Source organism: Klebsiella sp. JN_Kp126 (assembly GCF_033843325.1).
Lineage (GTDB): Bacteria > Pseudomonadota > Gammaproteobacteria > Enterobacterales > Enterobacteriaceae > Klebsiella > Klebsiella michiganensis.
On record NZ_JAWXQV010000092.1, the window covers coordinates 1 to 18558 of the forward strand.

At 53.3% G+C, this 18558-nt stretch carries 16 protein-coding genes; 7 read left to right on the forward strand and 9 right to left on the reverse strand.

Annotation, left to right across the window (positions count from 1 at the left end; genetic code table 11):
• Positions 1 to 97: 97 nt before the first annotated feature.
• From SIK97_RS25185 to bolA, 9 genes are all read right to left on the reverse strand, one after another.
• Positions 98 to 499 carry a YbgC/FadM family acyl-CoA thioesterase gene (locus SIK97_RS25185; RefSeq protein WP_057173996.1) on the reverse strand — a complete coding sequence of 134 codons (402 nt, stop codon included), beginning with the start codon at positions 497 to 499 and terminating at the stop codon, positions 98 to 100.
• Between the two features lie 110 nt (positions 500 to 609).
• On the reverse strand, positions 610 to 975 hold the full coding sequence (locus SIK97_RS25190; RefSeq protein WP_049081030.1) for a helix-hairpin-helix domain-containing protein: 366 nt from the start codon (positions 973 to 975) through the stop codon (positions 610 to 612).
• Between the two features lie 148 nt (positions 976 to 1123).
• On the reverse strand, positions 1124 to 2998 hold the full coding sequence (gene ppiD / locus SIK97_RS25195) for a peptidylprolyl isomerase (protein ID WP_004848261.1): 1875 nt from the start codon (positions 2996 to 2998) through the stop codon (positions 1124 to 1126).
• A 213-nt stretch (positions 2999 to 3211) separates the two neighbouring features.
• Positions 3212 to 3484, reverse strand: a complete 273-nt coding sequence (hupB, locus tag SIK97_RS25200) for a nucleoid-associated protein HU-beta (protein ID WP_002444653.1) — start codon at positions 3482 to 3484, stop codon at positions 3212 to 3214.
• A gap of 208 nt (positions 3485 to 3692) precedes the next feature.
• Positions 3693 to 6047 carry an endopeptidase La gene (gene lon, locus SIK97_RS25205; protein ID WP_004099539.1) on the reverse strand — a complete coding sequence of 785 codons (2355 nt, stop codon included), beginning with the start codon at positions 6045 to 6047 and terminating at the stop codon, positions 3693 to 3695.
• A 183-nt stretch (positions 6048 to 6230) separates the two neighbouring features.
• The gene (clpX, locus tag SIK97_RS25210; protein ID WP_004099538.1) at positions 6231 to 7505 is read right to left on the reverse strand and encodes an ATP-dependent protease ATP-binding subunit ClpX; all 1275 of its coding nucleotides are present in this window, start codon (positions 7503 to 7505) and stop codon (positions 6231 to 6233) included.
• Positions 7506 to 7637: 132 nt separating this feature from the next.
• Positions 7638 to 8261, reverse strand: coding sequence for an ATP-dependent Clp endopeptidase proteolytic subunit ClpP (gene clpP / locus SIK97_RS25215; protein ID WP_003021624.1), 624 nt, complete (start codon positions 8259 to 8261; stop codon positions 7638 to 7640).
• Positions 8262 to 8576: 315 nt separating this feature from the next.
• Entirely contained in the window at positions 8577 to 9875 is a 1299-nt protein-coding gene (tig, locus tag SIK97_RS25220) for a trigger factor (RefSeq protein ID WP_004848255.1), read from the reverse strand.
• Between the two features lie 347 nt (positions 9876 to 10222).
• A complete protein-coding gene (bolA, locus tag SIK97_RS25225) occupies positions 10223 to 10540 on the reverse strand; it encodes a transcriptional regulator BolA (protein ID WP_004133447.1) in 318 nt (105 codons plus the stop codon).
• A 305-nt stretch (positions 10541 to 10845) separates the two neighbouring features.
• Between bolA and SIK97_RS25230 the strand changes: the two genes are divergently transcribed.
• The 7 genes from SIK97_RS25230 to cyoE all read left to right on the forward strand — a co-directional run bounded on the left by SIK97_RS25230 (position 10846) and on the right by cyoE (position 18213).
• Positions 10846 to 11424, forward strand: a complete 579-nt coding sequence (locus SIK97_RS25230) for a lipoprotein (protein ID WP_004848253.1) — start codon at positions 10846 to 10848, stop codon at positions 11422 to 11424.
• Positions 11425 to 11469: 45 nt separating this feature from the next.
• A complete protein-coding gene (gene ampG, locus SIK97_RS25235) occupies positions 11470 to 12945 on the forward strand; it encodes a muropeptide MFS transporter AmpG (RefSeq protein ID WP_025107167.1) in 1476 nt (491 codons plus the stop codon).
• A 480-nt stretch (positions 12946 to 13425) separates the two neighbouring features.
• Positions 13426 to 14373, forward strand: coding sequence for a cytochrome o ubiquinol oxidase subunit II (gene cyoA, locus SIK97_RS25240; protein ID WP_004848249.1), 948 nt, complete (start codon positions 13426 to 13428; stop codon positions 14371 to 14373).
• A gap of 19 nt (positions 14374 to 14392) precedes the next feature.
• Positions 14393 to 16384, forward strand: a complete 1992-nt coding sequence (cyoB, locus tag SIK97_RS25245) for a cytochrome o ubiquinol oxidase subunit I (RefSeq protein WP_004848247.1) — start codon at positions 14393 to 14395, stop codon at positions 16382 to 16384.
• Positions 16374 to 16985: a cytochrome o ubiquinol oxidase subunit III gene (locus tag SIK97_RS25250; protein WP_004099525.1), complete on the forward strand. Its 612-nt coding sequence runs from the start codon at positions 16374 to 16376 to the stop codon at positions 16983 to 16985. Before cyoB ends, SIK97_RS25250 begins: the two co-directional genes overlap by 11 nt.
• On the forward strand, positions 16985 to 17314 hold the full coding sequence (locus tag SIK97_RS25255; protein WP_004099523.1) for a cytochrome o ubiquinol oxidase subunit IV: 330 nt from the start codon (positions 16985 to 16987) through the stop codon (positions 17312 to 17314). Before SIK97_RS25250 ends, SIK97_RS25255 begins: the two co-directional genes overlap by 1 nt.
• 11 nt (positions 17315 to 17325) lie before the next feature.
• Positions 17326 to 18213 carry a heme o synthase gene (cyoE, locus tag SIK97_RS25260; protein WP_004129778.1) on the forward strand — a complete coding sequence of 296 codons (888 nt, stop codon included), beginning with the start codon at positions 17326 to 17328 and terminating at the stop codon, positions 18211 to 18213.
• Positions 18214 to 18558 lie beyond the last annotated feature (345 nt).

The window sequence follows — 18558 nt, forward strand, 5'->3', positions numbered from 1 at the left end:
TCAGAGAGAACTGGCCGGTTCTTTCTGACGGAGTAATCATACAAGCCCGGACAGGTGCGCAGCACCGCCTCCGGGACATCCCCCTCCGGCTGGCCTGTTAGCGAGGCTCAAGCTGCTCCAGCTTCTCCCGCAATTCGCCCTCAAGCGGCAGCGCTTTCTGCGTTTTTAGATCGATACAGACAAAAGTGATAAGCGCATCGGCGACCACTTCGCCATTAGGGTTGAGGGTGACCACCTGGCTTAACGTCCCGCTTTTTCCGTTCAGCTGTTCGAGCTTGCTGGTGACGGTTAACACATCGCTTAGTACCGCCGGTCGGCGGTAGTTGATATTGATATTGACCACCACAAAGGCGATGTTGCGAGCGGTCATCCAGTGGAAGGCCGGGCTGCTTTCCAGGCCATCCCAACGCGCTTCTTCGAGAAACTCCAGATAACGCGCATTGTTAACGTGCTGATAGACATCCAGATGATAGCCGCGAACTTTGATTTGTGTCTGCATAGCGCAAATGCCTTATCTTTAATTGTTGTTTTGAGGTCAGAGGTCACACCACTGGCATGACCTCTTCAGTCTGGCAAATAATGACGACTGTGCAAACTTTCGCTGAAAATTTACAGCTTCAGATGTGACAGATTTCTCTCTACCAGCGAGTTGCCCATTCCGGGCACCTGCTTAAGATCGTCAACGGTTTTAAATGGCCCGTACTCTTCGCGATAGCTCACTATAGCCTGCGCTTTCTTCAGGCCGACGCCATTCAGCGCCTTAGCCAGCTCTTCCGCGCTGGCGTTATTGATACTCACCCTGGTGCCTTCACTATCCGCCGCATTTAACGCATCCGGTGTTTTTGCCTGCGGCGACTGCACGCTTTCCTTTACCGGCGCCGACGCTTTGCCGGCAGAAGGCGCCGCCTGCGCTATCTGACTCCCCGCCGCGCAAACCAGTACGGCGGCAATAAGCGTTTTCATTCCTCGTTTCATGCTGTTATCTCCTTGTTTGTAGACAGCAAGGTCACGATAGCGACGAAGGAAAAAGAGTACAAAAGGCAAAATGCAGAAATGGAAAAGGCCGCGAAAGCGGCCTTTGAGAATGACATCACGTTACTTGCTTTTGCGAAGCAGCACGTAATTATTGTTGCTGATCGATAATGTCGCCGAGCTTAATTTTCGCCGCTTTACGCAGGTTGCTCATCAGCGCTTCGAAAGCGATCTGGGCGTTATTCTGGGTGATCCCCTGAATCATCGCTTTTTTCTGCTCTTCCGGCATCGTACCCGCTTTCACTTCGTCCAGCGCCAGCAGCACCACGTTGCCCTGCAGATCGGAGCCCACGCCGTAGCTTGGCTTACCCGCCTGCGGCAGCGGAAGTGCAAAGACAGACTGGCTCAGCGCTTCCTGACCGGTGCGTGACAGCGTCTGCGGCGCACCAAAGCTCAGGCCTGCGGCTTTCATCGCTTCATCGCCTTTGCCCTCTTTCAGGGCCGTCAGCAGCTTGTCGGCATCCAGCTTCGCCTGCTGTTCCGCTTTCGTGTGCTTAACAATATCGCTCACCTGCGCTTTCACATCCGCCAGCGGTTTCACCGCTTCCGGTTTATGCTCGCTGATGCGCAGAACAAACGCGCGATCGCCGTCGACGGTGATGATATCGGAGTTGCTTCCCGGCGTGCCGTTTTCGCCCACCAGGCCGCCGTTGAAGATAGCTTCAGAGACCGGCTTGAAATTCAGCTCTTGCGGCAGGCTGTCGCGGCCAAACCAGCCGGTTTCAACCACTTTAAGACCGGCAACCTGGGCTGCGCCCGCCAGCGACTCGTTATCGTTGCTCGCCGCGTCGCTCACTTTCTGCTGCAGGGCATAGTACGCATCCAGGGCTTTTTCCTGCTTCACTTTCGCCGCAATATCGTCGCGAACCTCAGCCAGTGGTTTAACCTGTGCTGCCTGAACATCGTCCAGGCGGGCAACCAGGAACCCAACGGAGGATTTAATTACGCCAGAAAGCTGGCCTTTTTCTTTCAGACCGGCCTCTTTCAGCTCTGGCACGGTCGCCGCATCTTCCAGCCACCCCATATCACCGCCGCTGCGGGCAGAGATAATATCGGTTGATTTTTCTTTGGCCAGCGTGGCGAAGTCAGCGCCTTTCTTCAGCTCATCAAGCACCGCCTGCGCATCCGCTTCGGTTTTGGTCTGGATGATGCTGTAGCGGTTACGCTGCGGCTGAGTGAACTGATCCTGATGCTGGTCGTACCATGACTGAATTTCTTCGTCAGAGACGTTTTCCTGCATGCTGGCAGCGTCCAGCTTGATGTAGCTGACGCGGAACTGCTCAGGCGCCATAAAACGCGCCTGGTTCTGCTGGTAGAACGCGTTGATTTCATCGTCGGTAGCGGTTTGCTTTGCCGCCAGCGCGTTCACGTCGAGAGTGGCTTCACGGACGACGCGCTGTTGAGAAACCAGCGCCGCCAGCTGGTCAGATTCGCCCGGCAGCATAAAGTCGGTACCGGCTACGGCGTTGATCAGCTGCTGAGTCGTCAGCTGATTACGAAGCGCCTGCGCGTACTGATCCGTCGTCATCCCCATCTGATTAACAATACGGCTGAAGCGCTCGTTATCAAATTTGCCATCCGCCTGGAAAGCCTGGGTCTGGAAGATAGCCTGCTTCACCTGGTCGTCGCTGATGTTGAGACCCAGCTCACGGGCATACTGATCGAGCAGCGCCTCGTCAATCAGACGGTTCAGCACCTGCTGACGCATGGTCTTCATGTAATTTTCATTGGCCGCCAGTTCTGAGAACTGGTCGCCAAGCTGCTGCTGCATGCGATTACGCTCGCTGGCAACGGCATTTTCAAACTGTGCGCGACCAATCTCCTGGTCATTAACTTTTGCGGCATAGTTGTTACCACCGCCAATCAGGTAACCACTCACCCCGGTCAAAATGAACGAGACGATAATGATACCGAAAATAATCTTGAGCACGACGCTGTTGGCGGCCGTGCGTAGGTTGTCCATCATGGTGTAACAACGCTCCGCTGTAGATGACTTTAGCTCGCGCAGCATAGCATGTGATGGCCGCCGCGCGTGAGGACGTATTTTGACAAGAAAACGGGGTGATTGTCAGCCCACAAGTGCGTATAAAGTCACATTAAGTCTCATTCTGGCAAATAAAAAAGGCACATCTTACGATGCGCCCTTGTACTTCGTCACAGACCCCAGTGGGGAAGTCGATCAGTTTACCGCGTCTTTCAGCGCTTTACCTGCACGGAAACCCGGTACTTTAGCAGCAGCAATGGTGATTTCTTTGCCTGTTTGCGGATTGCGACCGGTACGGGCAGCGCGCTCTTTAACAGCAAAAGTACCAAACCCTACCAGCGCAACGTCATCCCCAGCCTGCAGAGATTCAGTAACAGAAGCGATTAAAGCATCTAACGCACGTCCAGCTGCGGCTTTAGAAATGTCCGCACCGGCAGCAATTTTGTCAATCAGTTGAGATTTATTCACTGTTCTCTTCCTCTCTTTATAATTTATATCGCACCAGAATCCTTCGTGGCGCGACCGCGCAGCAGTTATATCAGGACTGTCATGCCCTTACAACAGAGTTGTAATTGACCCCCCTGCCAGCGATCTAAGTTAGCTACACAAAAAAAGGCTGGCAAGTACGAATTTACTTACCAGCCCTATTTTTCTTAGCGCAATTTGCGCGAAATCACTATTTTGCCGTGACGACTTCCATACCAAACGGCTCGTTCTGCAGTGCAAGTGCCAGAACTTCCTCGATTCGTTTCACCGGATGGATATCTAAATCGGCGATAACGTTATCTGGAATTTCTTCAAGGTCACGTTTGTTTTCATCAGGAATCAGAACAGTCTTAATGCCGCCGCGGTGCGCGGCCAGCAGTTTTTCCTTCAGACCACCGATTGGCAACACCTGGCCACGGAGGGTAATTTCCCCGGTCATCGCCACATCGGCGCGCACCGGATTGCCCGTCAGACAGGAAACCAGCGCGGTACACATCGCGATACCTGCGCTTGGGCCATCTTTCGGCGTAGCGCCTTCCGGTACGTGCACGTGAATATCGCGTTTTTCGTAAAAGTCTGAGTTGATACCCAGCTTATCCGCACGCGAACGCACCACGGTCAGCGCAGCCTGGATGGACTCCTGCATCACCTCACCCAGTGAACCGGTATAGGTCAGCTTACCTTTACCCGGAACGCAGGCGGTTTCAATGGTCAGCAGATCGCCGCCCACTTCCGTCCATGCCAGACCCGTCACCTGACCCACACGGTTTTCGCTATCCGCCCGGCCATAGTCATAGCGCTGCACGCCAAGGAAGTCATGCAGGTTGTCGCCGTTAATCTCGATGTGCTTCAGCGATTTATCCAGCAGCAGCTGTTTTACCGCCTTACGGCACAGTTTCGAGATTTCGCGCTCCAGACCACGCACGCCCGCTTCACGCGTGTAGTAGCGGATAATGCCGATAATCGCGCTGTCATCCACCGTCAGCTCGCCTTTTTTGAGCGCGTTACGCTCAATCTGTTTTGACAGCAGGTGGCGTTTGGCGATGTTCAGCTTCTCATCTTCGGTGTAGCCGGAGAGACGGATCACTTCCATACGATCCAGCAGCGGCGCCGGAATGTTCATGGAGTTGGAGGTCGCGACAAACATCACGTCGCTGAGATCGTAATCCACTTCCAGATAGTGATCGTTAAAGGCCACGTTCTGTTCCGGATCCAACACCTCCAGCAGCGCCGAGGCCGGATCGCCGCGCATGTCCGAAGACATCTTGTCGATCTCATCCAGTAAGAACAGCGGGTTTTTAACGCCCACTTTGGCCATTTTCTGGATCAGTTTGCCCGGCATTGAGCCAATATAGGTACGACGGTGACCGCGGATTTCCGCTTCATCGCGCACGCCGCCCAGCGCCATACGCACGTACTTACGTCCGGTGGCTTTGGCGATGGACTGGCCGAGAGAGGTTTTACCGACCCCCGGAGGCCCAACCAGGCACAGGATCGGCCCTTTGAGCTTGTTAACACGGCTCTGCACCGCGAGGTACTCAAGAATACGATCCTTCACGCGCTCGAGGCCGTAGTGGTCGGTGTCGAGGATCTCCTGAGCCTGACGCAGGTCTTTTTTGACCTTGCTGCGGGCGTTCCACGGTACCTGCACCATCCAGTCGATGTAGCCGCGAACGACGGTCGCTTCCGCCGACATCGGGGACATCATTTTCAGCTTCTGCAGTTCCGCTTCGGTTTTCTCTTTTGCCTCTTTCGGCATTTTCGCCGCGTCGATCTTACGCTTCAGCGCTTCGTTCTCGTCCGGGGCGTCGTCCATCTCGCCGAGCTCTTTTTGAATGGCTTTCATTTGCTCATTCAGATAGTACTCGCGCTGAGATTTCTCCATCTGTTTTTTCACGCGGTTGCGAATGCGCTTCTCAACCTGCAGCAGATCGATTTCCGACTCCATCATCGCCATCAGATATTCCAGACGTTCGTTAACGTCGGACATCTCCAGCACGGACTGTTTGTCCGCCAGCTTCAGCGGCATATGCGCAGCGATGGTATCCGCCAGGCGCGCCGGATCGTCAATGCTATTCAGCGACGTCAGCACTTCCGGTGGGATTTTCTTGTTCAGCTTGATGTAGCCTTCAAACTGGCTGATGGCTGTACGAACCAGCACTTCCTGCTCGCGTTCGTCAATCGCCGGCGATTCAAGGTATTCAGCCTTCGCCGAAAAATGCTCGCCATTATCAGACAGCGCAGAGATGCGCGCGCGCTGCAAACCTTCGACCAGCACTTTGACAGTACCGTCCGGTAGCTTCAGCATTTGCAAAATAGACGCCACGGTCCCGACGGTGAAAAGATCGTTTACACCCGGCTCATCCGTCGAGGCTTCTTTCTGCGCAACCAGCATGATTTTTTTATCATGATCCATGGCTGCTTCGAGGCAACGGATAGATTTTTCCCGCCCTACAAACAGGGGTATGACCATGTGCGGATAAACCACCACATCGCGCAACGGCAATACGGGGATTTCAATGCGTTCAGAACGCTCAGGATTCATAGAGCTCTCTCTTAGTTTAAAGTCCGCCAGGTAGCCGACGACGCAACTCAACGACGCGTCGCCGTTAATATGTAAACCAGTATATGGGGATGTATTCCATACATTCAACGGCGGGAATGCAGGAAAAATAAAAGGGGAGATAAAATCCCCCCTTTTTGTTAACTGCTTGAGCAAAATGGTTAATTATTCACCAGATGCCTGCTGCGCTTCCGGTTTGCCGTAAATCAGCAGCGGCTTGCTCTGGCCATCGATAACCGAAGCGTCGATGACCACTTTTTCCACGTCTTCCATTGACGGAAGATCGTACATGGTATCGAGCAGCGCGGCTTCAACGATAGAACGCAGACCGCGAGCCCCGGTTTTACGCGCCATCGCTTTCTTAGCGATAGCGTCCAGCGCTTCGTCGCGGAATTCCAGCTCAGCGCCTTCCAGGCTGAACAGCGCCTGATACTGCTTGGTCAGGGCGTTTTTCGGCTCTTTGAGGATCTGAATCAGCGCTTCTTCGCTCAGCTCGCTCAGGGTCGCCACAACCGGCAGACGACCGATGAACTCAGGAATCAGGCCAAACTTGATCAGATCTTCCGGCTCAACCTGAGACAGCAGCTCGCCTTCGCTGGCTTTGTCAGACTTCGCCTTGACCGTCGCGCCGAAACCAATACCTGAACCGGTTTCAACACGGTGGGAAATGACCTTATCCAGACCGGCAAAGGCGCCGCCGCAGATGAACAGGATCTTAGAGGTATCAACCTGCAGGAACTCCTGCTGCGGATGCTTACGCCCGCCCTGCGGCGGAACCGCGGCAACGGTACCTTCAATAAGCTTCAGCAGCGCCTGCTGCACGCCTTCGCCGGAAACATCGCGAGTGATCGACGGGTTATCCGATTTACGGGAAATTTTGTCGATTTCATCAATGTAGACGATACCGCGCTGGGCTTTCTGTACGTCGTAGTCGCACTTCTGCAGCAGCTTCTGGATGATGTTCTCAACGTCTTCACCCACGTAGCCGGCTTCGGTCAGGGTGGTGGCATCCGCCATGGTGAAAGGCACATCCAGCAGGCGCGCGAGCGTTTCCGCCAGCAGCGTTTTACCGGAACCGGTCGGCCCGATTAGCAGAATGTTACTTTTGCCCAGTTCAACGCCGTTGCTGGTGTCGCCATTGCGCAGACGTTTGTAGTGATTGTATACCGCCACCGCCAGCACTTTTTTCGCCGGCTCCTGGCCGATAACGTAATCGTCCAGATGGTGGCGAATTTCGTGCGGCGTCGGCAGCGCGCTGCGCTCGCGATGCGGCGCGACTTCTTTAATTTCTTCGCGAATGATGTCGTTACATAAATCAACGCATTCGTCGCAGATATACACGGATGGCCCGGCGATTAGCTTACGCACTTCATGCTGGCTTTTGCCGCAAAAAGAGCAGTACAACAGTTTGCCCGAACCATCTTTGCGTTTATCTGTCATGAGTCCAAACCTCTTATTAAGTTCTTTGTGCCGCACACGACGACGCAAATGCCATTCTCAGGCGCAAACCGCTGTGAAGCGTTGTGCCGCCCTCTTTCAAACAAGTATAGCGGCACCCTTGCGCCTGGGGCATCAATTACGATGAGTCAAAATAGAGTCAACGAGGCCGTATTCCACTGCTTCTGAGGCAGACAGGAAGCGATCGCGCTCGGTATCGCGCTCGATCTGCTCAAGGGATTGACCCGTATGATGTGCCATCAGTTCATTCATGCGACCTTTCACTTTCAGGATTTCGCGGGCGTGGATTTCGATATCCGTCGCCTGGCCCTGGTAGCCGCCCAGCGGCTGGTGAATCATCACGCGGGAGTTCGGCAGGCAGAAACGCTTGCCTTTCGCCCCGGCGGTCAGCAGGAACGCGCCCATTGAGGCCGCCTGGCCCATACAAATGGTGCTCACATCAGGCTTGATGAACTGCATGGTGTCATAGATAGACATCCCGGCGGTAATCACCCCGCCCGGAGAGTTAATGTACAGATAGATATCTTTTTCCGGGTTTTCCGCTTCCAGAAACAGCATCTGCGCCACGATCAGGTTAGCCATGTGGTCTTCTACCTGGCCGGTCAGAAAAATGACGCGCTCCTTGAGCAGACGGGAGTAAATATCAAATGAACGTTCGCCGCGTGAGGTCTGTTCAATGACCATCGGCACCAGGGCCATATGGGGTGCAAAGTTGTCTCGTTCGCCACTGTATGACATTTCCGTCTCCTGGATTAATTTGAAAAAAACCGCTGCACTGATTGTAACCTTACGGACGGATTATCAGCCAGAATTTCTGCCGTCGGGCAGAAGTGCATAGATGCACGCTTCATTACGGCGCATGATTATGCCAATGCAGTTACGTCTCCCGGTTATGGGGATGACGTCGCCATAATTCAAGCATAACAATCTTTTGTCGTAACGCTATCACTGAAATCGCCTTTTCGCACTCATCCTAAGGCTATCATTGCAATAAAAAAACCCGCAGCCTTTCGGCAACGGGTTTTTGCTCAAACCTTAAACCTTGGGGCGAAATTACGCCTGCTGGTTCATCAGTTCGCTGAAGGAAGTGGCTTTTTCAGACACTTTAGCTTTCGCCAGCACGGCTTCAACGGCCTGCTCTTCCAGCGCGACGTTGCGCATGTTGTCCATCAGCTCTTTGTTTTTGCTGTAGAACTCAACCACTTCTTTCGGATCTTCGTAAGCGGAAGCCATCTCTTCGATCAGGCCTTTAACGCGATCTTCGTCAGCTTTCAGCTCGTTGGTACGAATCACTTCGCCCAGCAGCAGGCCAACAACAACGCGGCGTTTAGCCTGCTCTTCGAACAGCTCACGCGGCAGCTCCAGAGCCTGTTTCTCGTTACCGCCGAAACGCTGAGCAGCCTGACGACGCAGAACGTCGATTTCGCTGTCGATCAGCGCAGCCGGAACGTCGATATCGTTAGCTTTAACCAGACCTTCGATAGCCTGAGATTTAACGCGGTTACGCACGGCGCCTTTCAGCTCGCGCTCCATGTTTTTACGCACTTCAGCGCGCAGACCGGCTACGGAACCATCTTCAACGCCGAAACGTTTGATGAACTCTTCAGTCAGCTCTGGCAGTTCACGTTCTTCAACTTTCTTCAGGTTGATAACGAACTTGGCCGCTTTACCTTTCAGGTTTTCAGCGTGGTACTCTTCCGGGAAGGTCACGTCGATGGTGAACTCTTCGCCAGCCTTGTGACCTTTGATACCGTCTTCAAAGCCCGGGATCATACGGCCCTGGCCCATCGCCAGTACGAAGTCAGAGGCTTTGCCGCCTTCGAACTCTTCGCCGTCAACGGAACCGGTGAAATCAACGGTAACGCGATCTTCTGCATCAACAGCGCCGTCTTTGTCTTTCCAGTTCGCCTGCTGCTTGCGCAGAGTATCCAGCATGGTGTCAACGTCAGCATCGGTCACTTCAACAACCGGTTTTTCAACTTCGATCGCTTCCAGACCCTGCAGTTCAACTTCCGGATAAACTTCGAACTCTACCGCGTAGGTGAAGTCTTCACCCAGCTTGTATTCGCCCGGAACGTAGTTCGGCGCGCCGGCCGGATTAATTTTTTCTTTGATGATCGCGTCAACGAAGTTACGGCTCATCAGGTCACCCAGCACGTCCTGGCGAACAGATGCGCCATAACGCTGAGCAACAACATTCATCGGCACTTTGCCTTTACGGAAGCCGTCAATGCGAACTTTTTTCGCTACGTTGACCAGCTCGCTTTTGACAGCATTCTCGATGCTGTCAGCGGCGATAGTAATCGTTACACGGCGCCCAAGGCCCTGAGTGGTTTCAACTGAAACTTGCATCTTGTTACCTCAAAAAAATCACAGTGCTCGGTCAACTCTGGAAGCGCGAACAGGTTGCTTCGCAGAACCGGGATGCCCTCTTCAAATCAGAAACACATTCCCTGTCGTCAGAATCATCCCGAAGACATTCATAATAAAAGACGCGGCATTATAGCGGCATCACTTTTGTGAGTCGAGAACGGTTGTCGCCCACTGCTGCGGCTTTTTTCACATTTCCCGAGCAAATTTGCCTGTAAATATGCGTGAATTGCACATTTTTCAGGCAAAACAAAACGGCCCGCAGGCCGTTTTCTCATAAATCTTCACGCAACATACTGGAAAAGCTCCAGCGGTTGCAAATGCGATTTCTACGCGATACTTCCAGCCCCGCGACAAGGAGGAGAAGCAAAGACGGTATCCTGTAGCCCTTCCCACTCTTTGATTGTATAGGTATGCAACGCCAGAGCGTGCACGGTGCTTGATAGTTCCTCAGTCAACGTTCCGTAAATCATACGGTGACGATTAAGAAAACGCTCGCCAAGGAAGCGATCGCTCACCAACACCACTTTAAAATGACTTTCAGAGCCCGCAGGAACGTTGTGGCGATAGCTTTCATCCACGACTTCAAGATACACCGGGTCGAACGCTGCCCTAAGTTTTGCTTCGATCTGTTCACGTATCATCATGAATTTTCTCCTCCGACAACGCTGTATTGCCGCCATTCCCTTTAAATGTTAGCCGCTTTTACCGCTTCCATTGGGCGAAAACAACAAAAAATTAGCATTCCTCTGATATTTTCATGCAAAAGTATCGGCTTTAGTGGTTCGGTGTCCTGAAAGCCCTGCCTGCGTTGCGATAAGAGATGCAGTCAGGACAGAAAACGCACAAGGCGATGAATTTACATGCGTTGCCACTTCCCCTTGCCGTTGGCGATGTTATGATGGCGGGAATTTTCCTCATTACCACTCCACCATGCGTTGAGACCCTGAACATGTTTAAGAAAATTCTTTTTCCTTTGGTCGCGCTGTTTATGCTGGCCGGATGCGCCACTCCGCCGACCACCATTGATGTTTCACCGAAAATCACCCTGCCGCAGCAGGATCCCAGCCTGATGGGCGTGACCGTCAGCATTAACGGCGCCGATCAGCGTCCGGATCAGGCGCTGGCGAAAGTCACCCGCGATAACCAACAGGTTACGCTCACCGCCTCCCGCGACCTGCGCTTCCTGTTGCAGGAAGTGCTCGAGAAACAGATGACCTCGCGTGGCTATATGATTGGCCCGAACGGCGCCGTGGATCTGCAAATCATTGTGAATAAACTGTACGCCGACGTTTCTCAGGGCAACGTGCGTTACAATATTGCGACTAAAGCCGATATTGCGATCGTTGCCACTGCCGCTAACGGCAATAAGATGACGAAAAACTATCGTGCCAGCTACTCTGTTGAAGGCGCCTTCCAGGCCTCGAATAAAAATATCGCCGATGCGGTTAATAGCGTCATGACCGATACCATTAGCGATATGGCGCAGGACACCAGCATTCACGATTTCATCAAGCAAAACGCGCGTTAATTTAAGTCGCAGACCCGGCCTCGCGCCGGGTCTGCACGACATGCCATGTCTAATCATTACTTACGCATTTTCACGCAGCCAAAATCAGCTATCCTGCTGATCCTCGGTTTTGCCTCGGGATTACCGCTCGCCCTCACCTCCGGCACGCTGCAGGCGTGGATGACCGTTGAAAACATCGATCTGAAAACTATCGGTTTTTTCTCGCTCGTCGGCCAGGCCTACGTCTTTAAGTTCCTCTGGTCGCCGGTGATGGACCGCTATACGCCGCCGTTTCTCGGCCGTCGTCGCGGCTGGCTGCTGGCGACCCAGTTTCTGCTCCTTATCGCCATTGCGGCGATGGGTTTCCTTGAACCGTCCACGCAGCTGCGCTGGATGGCAGCGCTGGCGGTGGTCATCGCCTTTTGTTCCGCCTCTCAGGATATCGTATTTGACGCGTGGAAAACTGACGTGCTGGCCGCGGAAGAGCGAGGCACCGGAGCGGCAATCAGCGTGCTGGGCTATCGTCTGGGGATGCTGGTCTCCGGCGGGCTGGCGCTCTGGCTGGCCGATCGCTGGCTGGGTTGGCAGGGGATGTACTGGCTGATGGCCGCGCTGCTGATCCCCTGCATTATCGCCACGCTGCTGGCGCCGGAACCCAGCGACGTTATTCCGGTGCCGAAGACGCTGGAGCAGGCCGTCGCCGCACCGCTGCGCGACTTCTTCGGCCGCAATAATGCCTGGCTTATTCTGCTGCTGATCGTCCTTTATAAGCTTGGCGACGCGTTTGCCATGAGCCTGACCACCACGTTCCTGATTCGCGGCGTCGGTTTCGATGCGGGTGAAGTGGGAATGGTGAATAAAACGCTCGGCCTGTTCGCCACGATTATCGGAGCGCTTTACGGCGGCGTGCTCATGCAGCGCCTGACGTTGTTCCGCGCGCTGCTGATTTTCGGCCTGCTGCAGGGGGTATCCAACGCCGGATACTGGCTGCTCTCAATTACCGATAAACACCTTTTCTCCATGGCGACGGCGGTGTTTTTCGAAAATCTGTGCGGCGGGATGGGCACCGCGGCGTTCGTCGCGCTGCTGATGACGCTGTGCAATAAATCGTTTTCAGCCACCCAGTTTGCCCTGCTCTCAGCGCTCTCTGCCGTTGGGCGCGTGTACGTTGGGCCTATCGCCGGCTGGTTTGTTGAAGCCCACGGCTGGCCTACCTTCTATCTCTTTTCCGTCGTCGCCGCGGTGCCGGGGATTTTGCTGCTGTTAATTTGCCGGCGTACGCTGGAACACACTCAGCGCTCAGAAAGCTTTATGCCGCGCACGCGCTTTCCGCAGACCTACGGGCTGGCATTAATTATTCTGGCTGCTGGCTGCCTGATGCTGGCGATTTGGCTGCTGCTGCTGGCGCTCAACGCGCTGGATTACACCAACTTCTCCTTCCTTGCCGGCCTGCTTGAGATCGCCGTACTCACCGCCGTCGCGGGTATTTTACTCGGCGCCTTCCTTGACTATCTGGCATTACGTAAAACCGAGCTGATTTAAATCAGCGCAGAAACGTACGTGGACGTTGTAATTACTAAACGTAATTATAACGTCTTATTAACGATTTTATATTCATCGTAGCCGATTTGTTGTTTTGTGCGTTTTAGATTTCTGGAAATTATTGACAATTTTCATGCGAATCTTTAAATAATTTAACCGATTCAGCTCTGCAGGTTTTATTTTCCGCTTTTACGATGTCTTTTATTTGATAATTAATTGTTAATTATTTGTGTTGTTTTGCGGGTAGTTATGCTCATTCTCTTATAAAGCCTTTCGTTCTTATCCCTTTCGTTATCAATCCCGCCTAAATCAAGGTTTGCAAGCGATAATGTCACACTCCGTAACATATGTGACAGGGCAAGCAGAAGCCGCTAACATAGAGCAGACACAGCTCCAACTATGTTTACAGTAATGCAACCTTCCCGTAAAATGCCCGTACACTTTAAGCGCCACCAGATTCCGTGGAATTGAGGTCGTTCAATGAGACTTAGGAAATACAATAAAAGTTTGGGATGGATGTCATTAATCGCAGGCACTGTATTACTCAGTGGTTGTGATTCTGCACTCCTCGACCCAAAAGGACAGATTGGACTGGAGCAACGCTCTCTGATTCTGACGGCCTTCGGCCTGATGATGATCGTCGTTATTCCAGCCGTCTTGATGGCAGTAGGATTTGCCTGGAAGTATCGTGCGAGCAATAAAGATGCGAAGTATAGCCCGAACTGGTCACACTCCAACAAAGTGGAAGCTGTGGTCTGGACGGTTCCTATCCTGATCATCCTGTTCCTGGCCGTTCTGACCTGGAAAACCACTCACGCATTAGAGCCGAGCAAACCGCTTGCTCACGATGAAAAACCTATCACTATCGAAGTCGTTTCGATGGACTGGAAATGGTTCTTCATCTATCCGGAACAAGGCATTGCTACCGTCAACGAAATCGCCTTCCCGGCGAACGTACCGGTACACTTCAAAGTGACCTCCAACTCCGTGATGAACTCGTTCTTTATCCCACGTTTAGGTAGCCAGATTTACGCAATGGCCGGGATGCAGACTCAGCTGCACCTCATCGCGAACGAAGCTGGTACTTACGACGGTATCTCCGCCAGCTATAGCGGCCCGGGCTTCTCAGGAATGAAGTTCAAAGCTATCGCCACGCCGGATCGTGCAACCTTCGATCAGTGGGTAGCGAAAGCCAAACAGTCTGCGAACGCCATGGACTCCATGGAAACGTTCGACAAACTGGCTGCGCCTAGCGAATACAACAAAGTGGAATACTTCTCTAACGTGAAACCAGATTTGTTTAAAGATGTTGTTAACAAATTTATGTCTCACGGTAAGAGCATGGATATGACCCAACCTGAGGGCGAGCACGCAGCGCACGAAGGAATGGAAGGCATGGACATGAGCCACGCGGAAACCGCTCACTAAGGGGCCGAGGAAGAAAACGATGTTCGGAAAACTTACACTGGATGCAGTGCCCTACCATGAACCCATTATTGTGGTTACGGTGGCTGCAATTATCATTGGGGGACTGGCGCTTCTGGCGGCCATCACTTACTTCGGTAAGTGGTCCTACCTTTGGAATGAGTGGCTGACTTCGGTTGACCACAAACGTCTCGGTATCATGTACGTTATCGTAGCAATCGTCATGTTGCTGCGTGGCTTCGCTGACGCCGTTATGATGCGTAGCCAGCAGGTGCTGGCCTCGGCCGGGGAAGCAGGCTTCCTGCCGCCTCACCACTACGATCAGATCTTTACCGCCCACGGCGTTATCATGATCTTCTTCGTAGCGATGCCGTTTGTTATCGGTCTGATGAACCTGGTGGTTCCGCTGCAGATCGGCGCGCGCGACGTTGCCTTCCCATTCCTTAACAACCTGAGCTTCTGGTTCACCGTTGTGGGCGTGATTCTGGTTAACCTCTCTCTGGGCGTCGGTGAATTCGCGCAGACCGGTTGGCTGGCCTATCCGCCGCTCTCGGGAATTGAGTACAGTCCGGGCGTCGGGGTCGATTACTGGATCTGGGCTCTCCAGCTATCCGGTATTGGTACAACGCTCACCGGTATTAACTTCTTCGTAACGATTATCAAGATGCGTGCCCCTGGCATGACCATGTTCAAGATGCCGGTGTTTAGCTGGGCATCTCTGTGCGCCAACATCCTGATTATCGCCTCCTTCCCAATTCTGACCGTCACCGTCGCGCTGCTGACCCTGGACCGCTACCTGGGCACCCATTTCTTTACCAACGATATGGGTGGCAACATGATGATGTACATCAACCTGATTTGGGCCTGGGGTCACCCGGAAGTGTACATTCTGGTTCTGCCGGTATTCGGTGTCTTCTCCGAAATCGCCGCAACCTTCTCACGTAAGCGTCTGTTTGGCTACACCTCGCTGGTATGGGCAACAGTGTGTATTACCGTTCTGTCGTTCATCGTTTGGCTGCACCACTTCTTTACTATGGGTGCGGGCGCGAACGTAAACGCCTTCTTCGGTATTACGACCATGATCATCGCTATCCCGACCGGGGTTAAGATCTTCAACTGGCTGTTTACCATGTACCAGGGCCGTATCGTCTTCAACTCAGCAATGCTGTGGACGATTGGCTTTATCGTAACCTTCTCCGTAGGGGGTATGACCGGCGTACTGCTGGCGGTACCGGGCGCAGACTTCGTGCTGCACAACAGCCTGTTCCTGATCGCGCACTTCCATAACGTCATCATCGGCGGCGTGGTGTTCGGTTGCTTCGCAGGTCTGACCTACTGGTGGCCGAAAGCCTTTGGCTTCACCCTGAACGAAACCTGGGGCAAACGCGCTTTCTGGTTCTGGATCATCGGCTTCTTCGTCGCGTTTATGCCGCTGTACGTACTGGGCTTCATGGGCATGACCCGTCGCCTGAGCCAGCAGATTGACCCGCAGTTCCACCCGATGCTGGTTGTTGCAGCCTGCGGTGCGGCGCTGATCGCTTGCGGTATTCTCTGCCAGCTGATTCAGTTCTACGTGTCTATCCGCGATCGCGAGCAGAACCGTGACCTGACCGGCGACCCGTGGGGCGGCCGTACGCTGGAGTGGGCAACCTCTTCTCCTCCGCCGTTCTACAACTTTGCTATCGTTCCTGTCGTTCACGAGCGTGACGCGTTCTGGGAAATGAAAGAAAAAGGCGACGCGTATAAGAAACCGGCTGGCTATGAAGAGATTCATATGCCGAAAAACAGCGGCGCGGGCATCGTGATTGCTGCTTTCGCAACGGTGTTTGGTTTCGCAATGATCTGGCATATCTGGTGGATGGCGATTGCAAGCTTCGTCGGTATCCTGGTGACCTGGATTATTAAGAGCTTTGACGAGGACGTGGATTACTACGTGCCGGTTGCAGTAGTCGAAAAACTGGAAAATCAGCATTTCGATGAGATTAACAAAGCAGGGCTGAAAAATGGCAACTGATACTCTTGCGCATAACGCCCACGCGCACGAACACGGGCACCATGATACAGGACCGATGAAGGTATTCGGTTTCTGGATCTACCTGATGAGCGACTGCATTATCTTCGCCACTCTGTTCGCTACCTATGCCGTTCTGGTGAACGGCACGGCGGGCGGTCCGACCGGTAAAGATATTTTTGAACTGCCGTTCGTTCTGGTTGAAACCGCGCTGCTGCTGTTCAGCTCCATCACCTACGGCATGGCGGCTATCGCCATGTACAAAAACAACAAGAGCCAGGTGGTTTCCTGGCTGGCGCTGACCTTCCTCTTCGGGGCTGGGTTCATCGCGATGGAACTCTATGAATTCCATCACCTGATTGTTGAAGGTATGGGCCCGGATCGCAGCGGCTTCCTGTCAGCGTTCTTCGCGCTGGTCGGCACCCACGGTCTGCACGTGACCTCTGGTCTGATCTGGATGGCGGTGCTGATGGTTCAGGTTTCTCGTCGCGGCCTGACCAGCACGAACCGCACCCGTATCATGTGCCTGAGCCTGTTCTGGCACTTCCTGGACGTCGTGTGGATCTGCGTGTTCTCTGTTGTTTATCTGATGGGGGCGATGTAATGAGTCATTCTACCGATCATAGCGGCGCTTCTCACGGCAGCGTGAAGAGCTACATGACAGGTTTCATCCTGTCGATCATTCTGACGGTTATCCCGTTTGCAATGGTGATGAGTGGATCTGCATCGCATGCGGCTATTCTGGGAACCATCCTGGTCACTGCGGTTGTGCAGATTGTGGTACACCTCGTGTACTTCCTGCACATGAACAGTAAATCGGACGAAGGTTGGAACCTGACCGCATTTATCTTCACCGTAATCATCATTGCTATCGTAGTTGTCGGCTCCATCTGGATTATGTGGAACCTGAACTACAACATGATGATGCACTAAGAGCGGCGAGTATGTTTAAGCAATACCTGCAAGTAACGAAACCAGGCATTATTTTTGGCAACCTGATCTCCGTGATTGGCGGTTTCCTGCTGGCCTCCAAGGGCCACATCGACTATCCGCTTTTTATCTGGACGCTCCTCGGAGTATCCCTGGTGGTCGCCTCGGGTTGTGTTTTCAACAACTATATCGACCGTGATATCGATCGTAAGATGGAACGGACGAAAAACCGGGTGCTGGTCAAAGGGCTGATCTCGCCAGAAGCTTCGCTGGTATACGCCACCCTGCTGGGTATTGCTGGCTTCATGCTCCTGTGGTTTGGCGCGAATCCCCTGGCCTGCTGGCTGGGGGTGATGGGGTTCGTGGTTTATGTCGGCGTTTACAGCCTGTACATGAAGCGCCACTCCGTCTACGGCACGCTGATTGGTTCTCTCTCCGGCGCTGCGCCGCCGGTGATTGGCTACTGCGCGGTTACCGGTGATTTTGACAGCGGTGCCGCGATTCTGCTGGCGATTTTCAGCCTGTGGCAGATGCCTCACTCTTACGCTATCGCGATTTTCCGCTTCAAGGATTATCAGGCAGCGAACATTCCGGTACTGCCGGTAGTGAAAGGCATTTCGGTAGCGAAAAACCATATCACCGTTTACATCATCGCTTTCGCCGTTGCCACGCTGATGCTCTCCCTGGGCGGCTACGCTGGATATAAATATCTGGTTGTCGCTGCGGCGGTGAGCGTCTGGTGGCTCGGAATGGCGCTGCGCGGTTATAAAGTGGCGGATGATAAAGTCTGGGCGCGTAAGCTGTTCGTCTTTTCCATCGTAGCCATTACCGCGCTGTCGGTGATGATGTCCGTCGACTTTATGGTGCCGGATTCACACAACCTGCTGACCATGGTCAGATAGTGTCTCTCAATGGCGTATCGCACGATACGCCATTACTTATTTCCCCCTGTTAATCTCGCATCGCCGATGGTTGTAAATCATTCTCCCCACCCTATTATTCTGAGATTGTGCCCTCAACCCTCTCAACGCTTTCTCTGCCCCTGGCTAAATTCCGCTTCAGCGTCCTCGATCAAAGACGCCCCCCGTACATGCCTTTCTCCGCTTACTGCCGGAACGCGTTTAGCCATACTGATGCGATAATAGTCACGCAGTACTGCCAATTCGTTTCGACAAATAGCCGCATCAGATTCATCAGCAGCAATTCATTATCCTGCAGCCATCGTTTATTTAGATGAATTAAAATTG

Bases quoted from the DNA above. Each gene is read 5' to 3' on its own strand.
- clpX (WP_004099538.1), bottom strand. From the start codon at position 7,505: ATGACAGATAAACGCAAAGATGGTTCGGGCAAACTGTTGTACTGCTCT.
- SIK97_RS25185 (WP_057173996.1), bottom strand. From the start codon at position 499: ATGCAGACACAAATCAAAGTTCGCGGCTATCATCTGGATGTCTATCAG.
- clpP (WP_003021624.1), bottom strand. From the start codon at position 8,261: ATGTCATACAGTGGCGAACGAGACAACTTTGCACCCCATATGGCCCTG.
- SIK97_RS25250 (WP_004099525.1), top strand. From the start codon at position 16,374: ATGGCAACTGATACTCTTGCGCATAACGCCCACGCGCACGAACACGGG.
- SIK97_RS25190 (WP_049081030.1), bottom strand. From the start codon at position 975: ATGAAACGAGGAATGAAAACGCTTATTGCCGCCGTACTGGTTTGCGCG.
- cyoA (WP_004848249.1), top strand. From the start codon at position 13,426: ATGAGACTTAGGAAATACAATAAAAGTTTGGGATGGATGTCATTAATC.
- tig (WP_004848255.1), bottom strand. From the start codon at position 9,875: ATGCAAGTTTCAGTTGAAACCACTCAGGGCCTTGGGCGCCGTGTAACG.
- ampG (WP_025107167.1), top strand. From the start codon at position 11,470: ATGTCTAATCATTACTTACGCATTTTCACGCAGCCAAAATCAGCTATC.
- lon (WP_004099539.1), bottom strand. From the start codon at position 6,047: ATGAATCCTGAGCGTTCTGAACGCATTGAAATCCCCGTATTGCCGTTG.
- ppiD (WP_004848261.1), bottom strand. From the start codon at position 2,998: ATGATGGACAACCTACGCACGGCCGCCAACAGCGTCGTGCTCAAGATT.
- SIK97_RS25255 (WP_004099523.1), top strand. From the start codon at position 16,985: ATGAGTCATTCTACCGATCATAGCGGCGCTTCTCACGGCAGCGTGAAG.
- cyoE (WP_004129778.1), top strand. From the start codon at position 17,326: ATGTTTAAGCAATACCTGCAAGTAACGAAACCAGGCATTATTTTTGGC.
- bolA (WP_004133447.1), bottom strand. From the start codon at position 10,540: ATGATGATACGTGAACAGATCGAAGCAAAACTTAGGGCAGCGTTCGAC.
- SIK97_RS25230 (WP_004848253.1), top strand. From the start codon at position 10,846: ATGTTTAAGAAAATTCTTTTTCCTTTGGTCGCGCTGTTTATGCTGGCC.
- cyoB (WP_004848247.1), top strand. From the start codon at position 14,393: ATGTTCGGAAAACTTACACTGGATGCAGTGCCCTACCATGAACCCATT.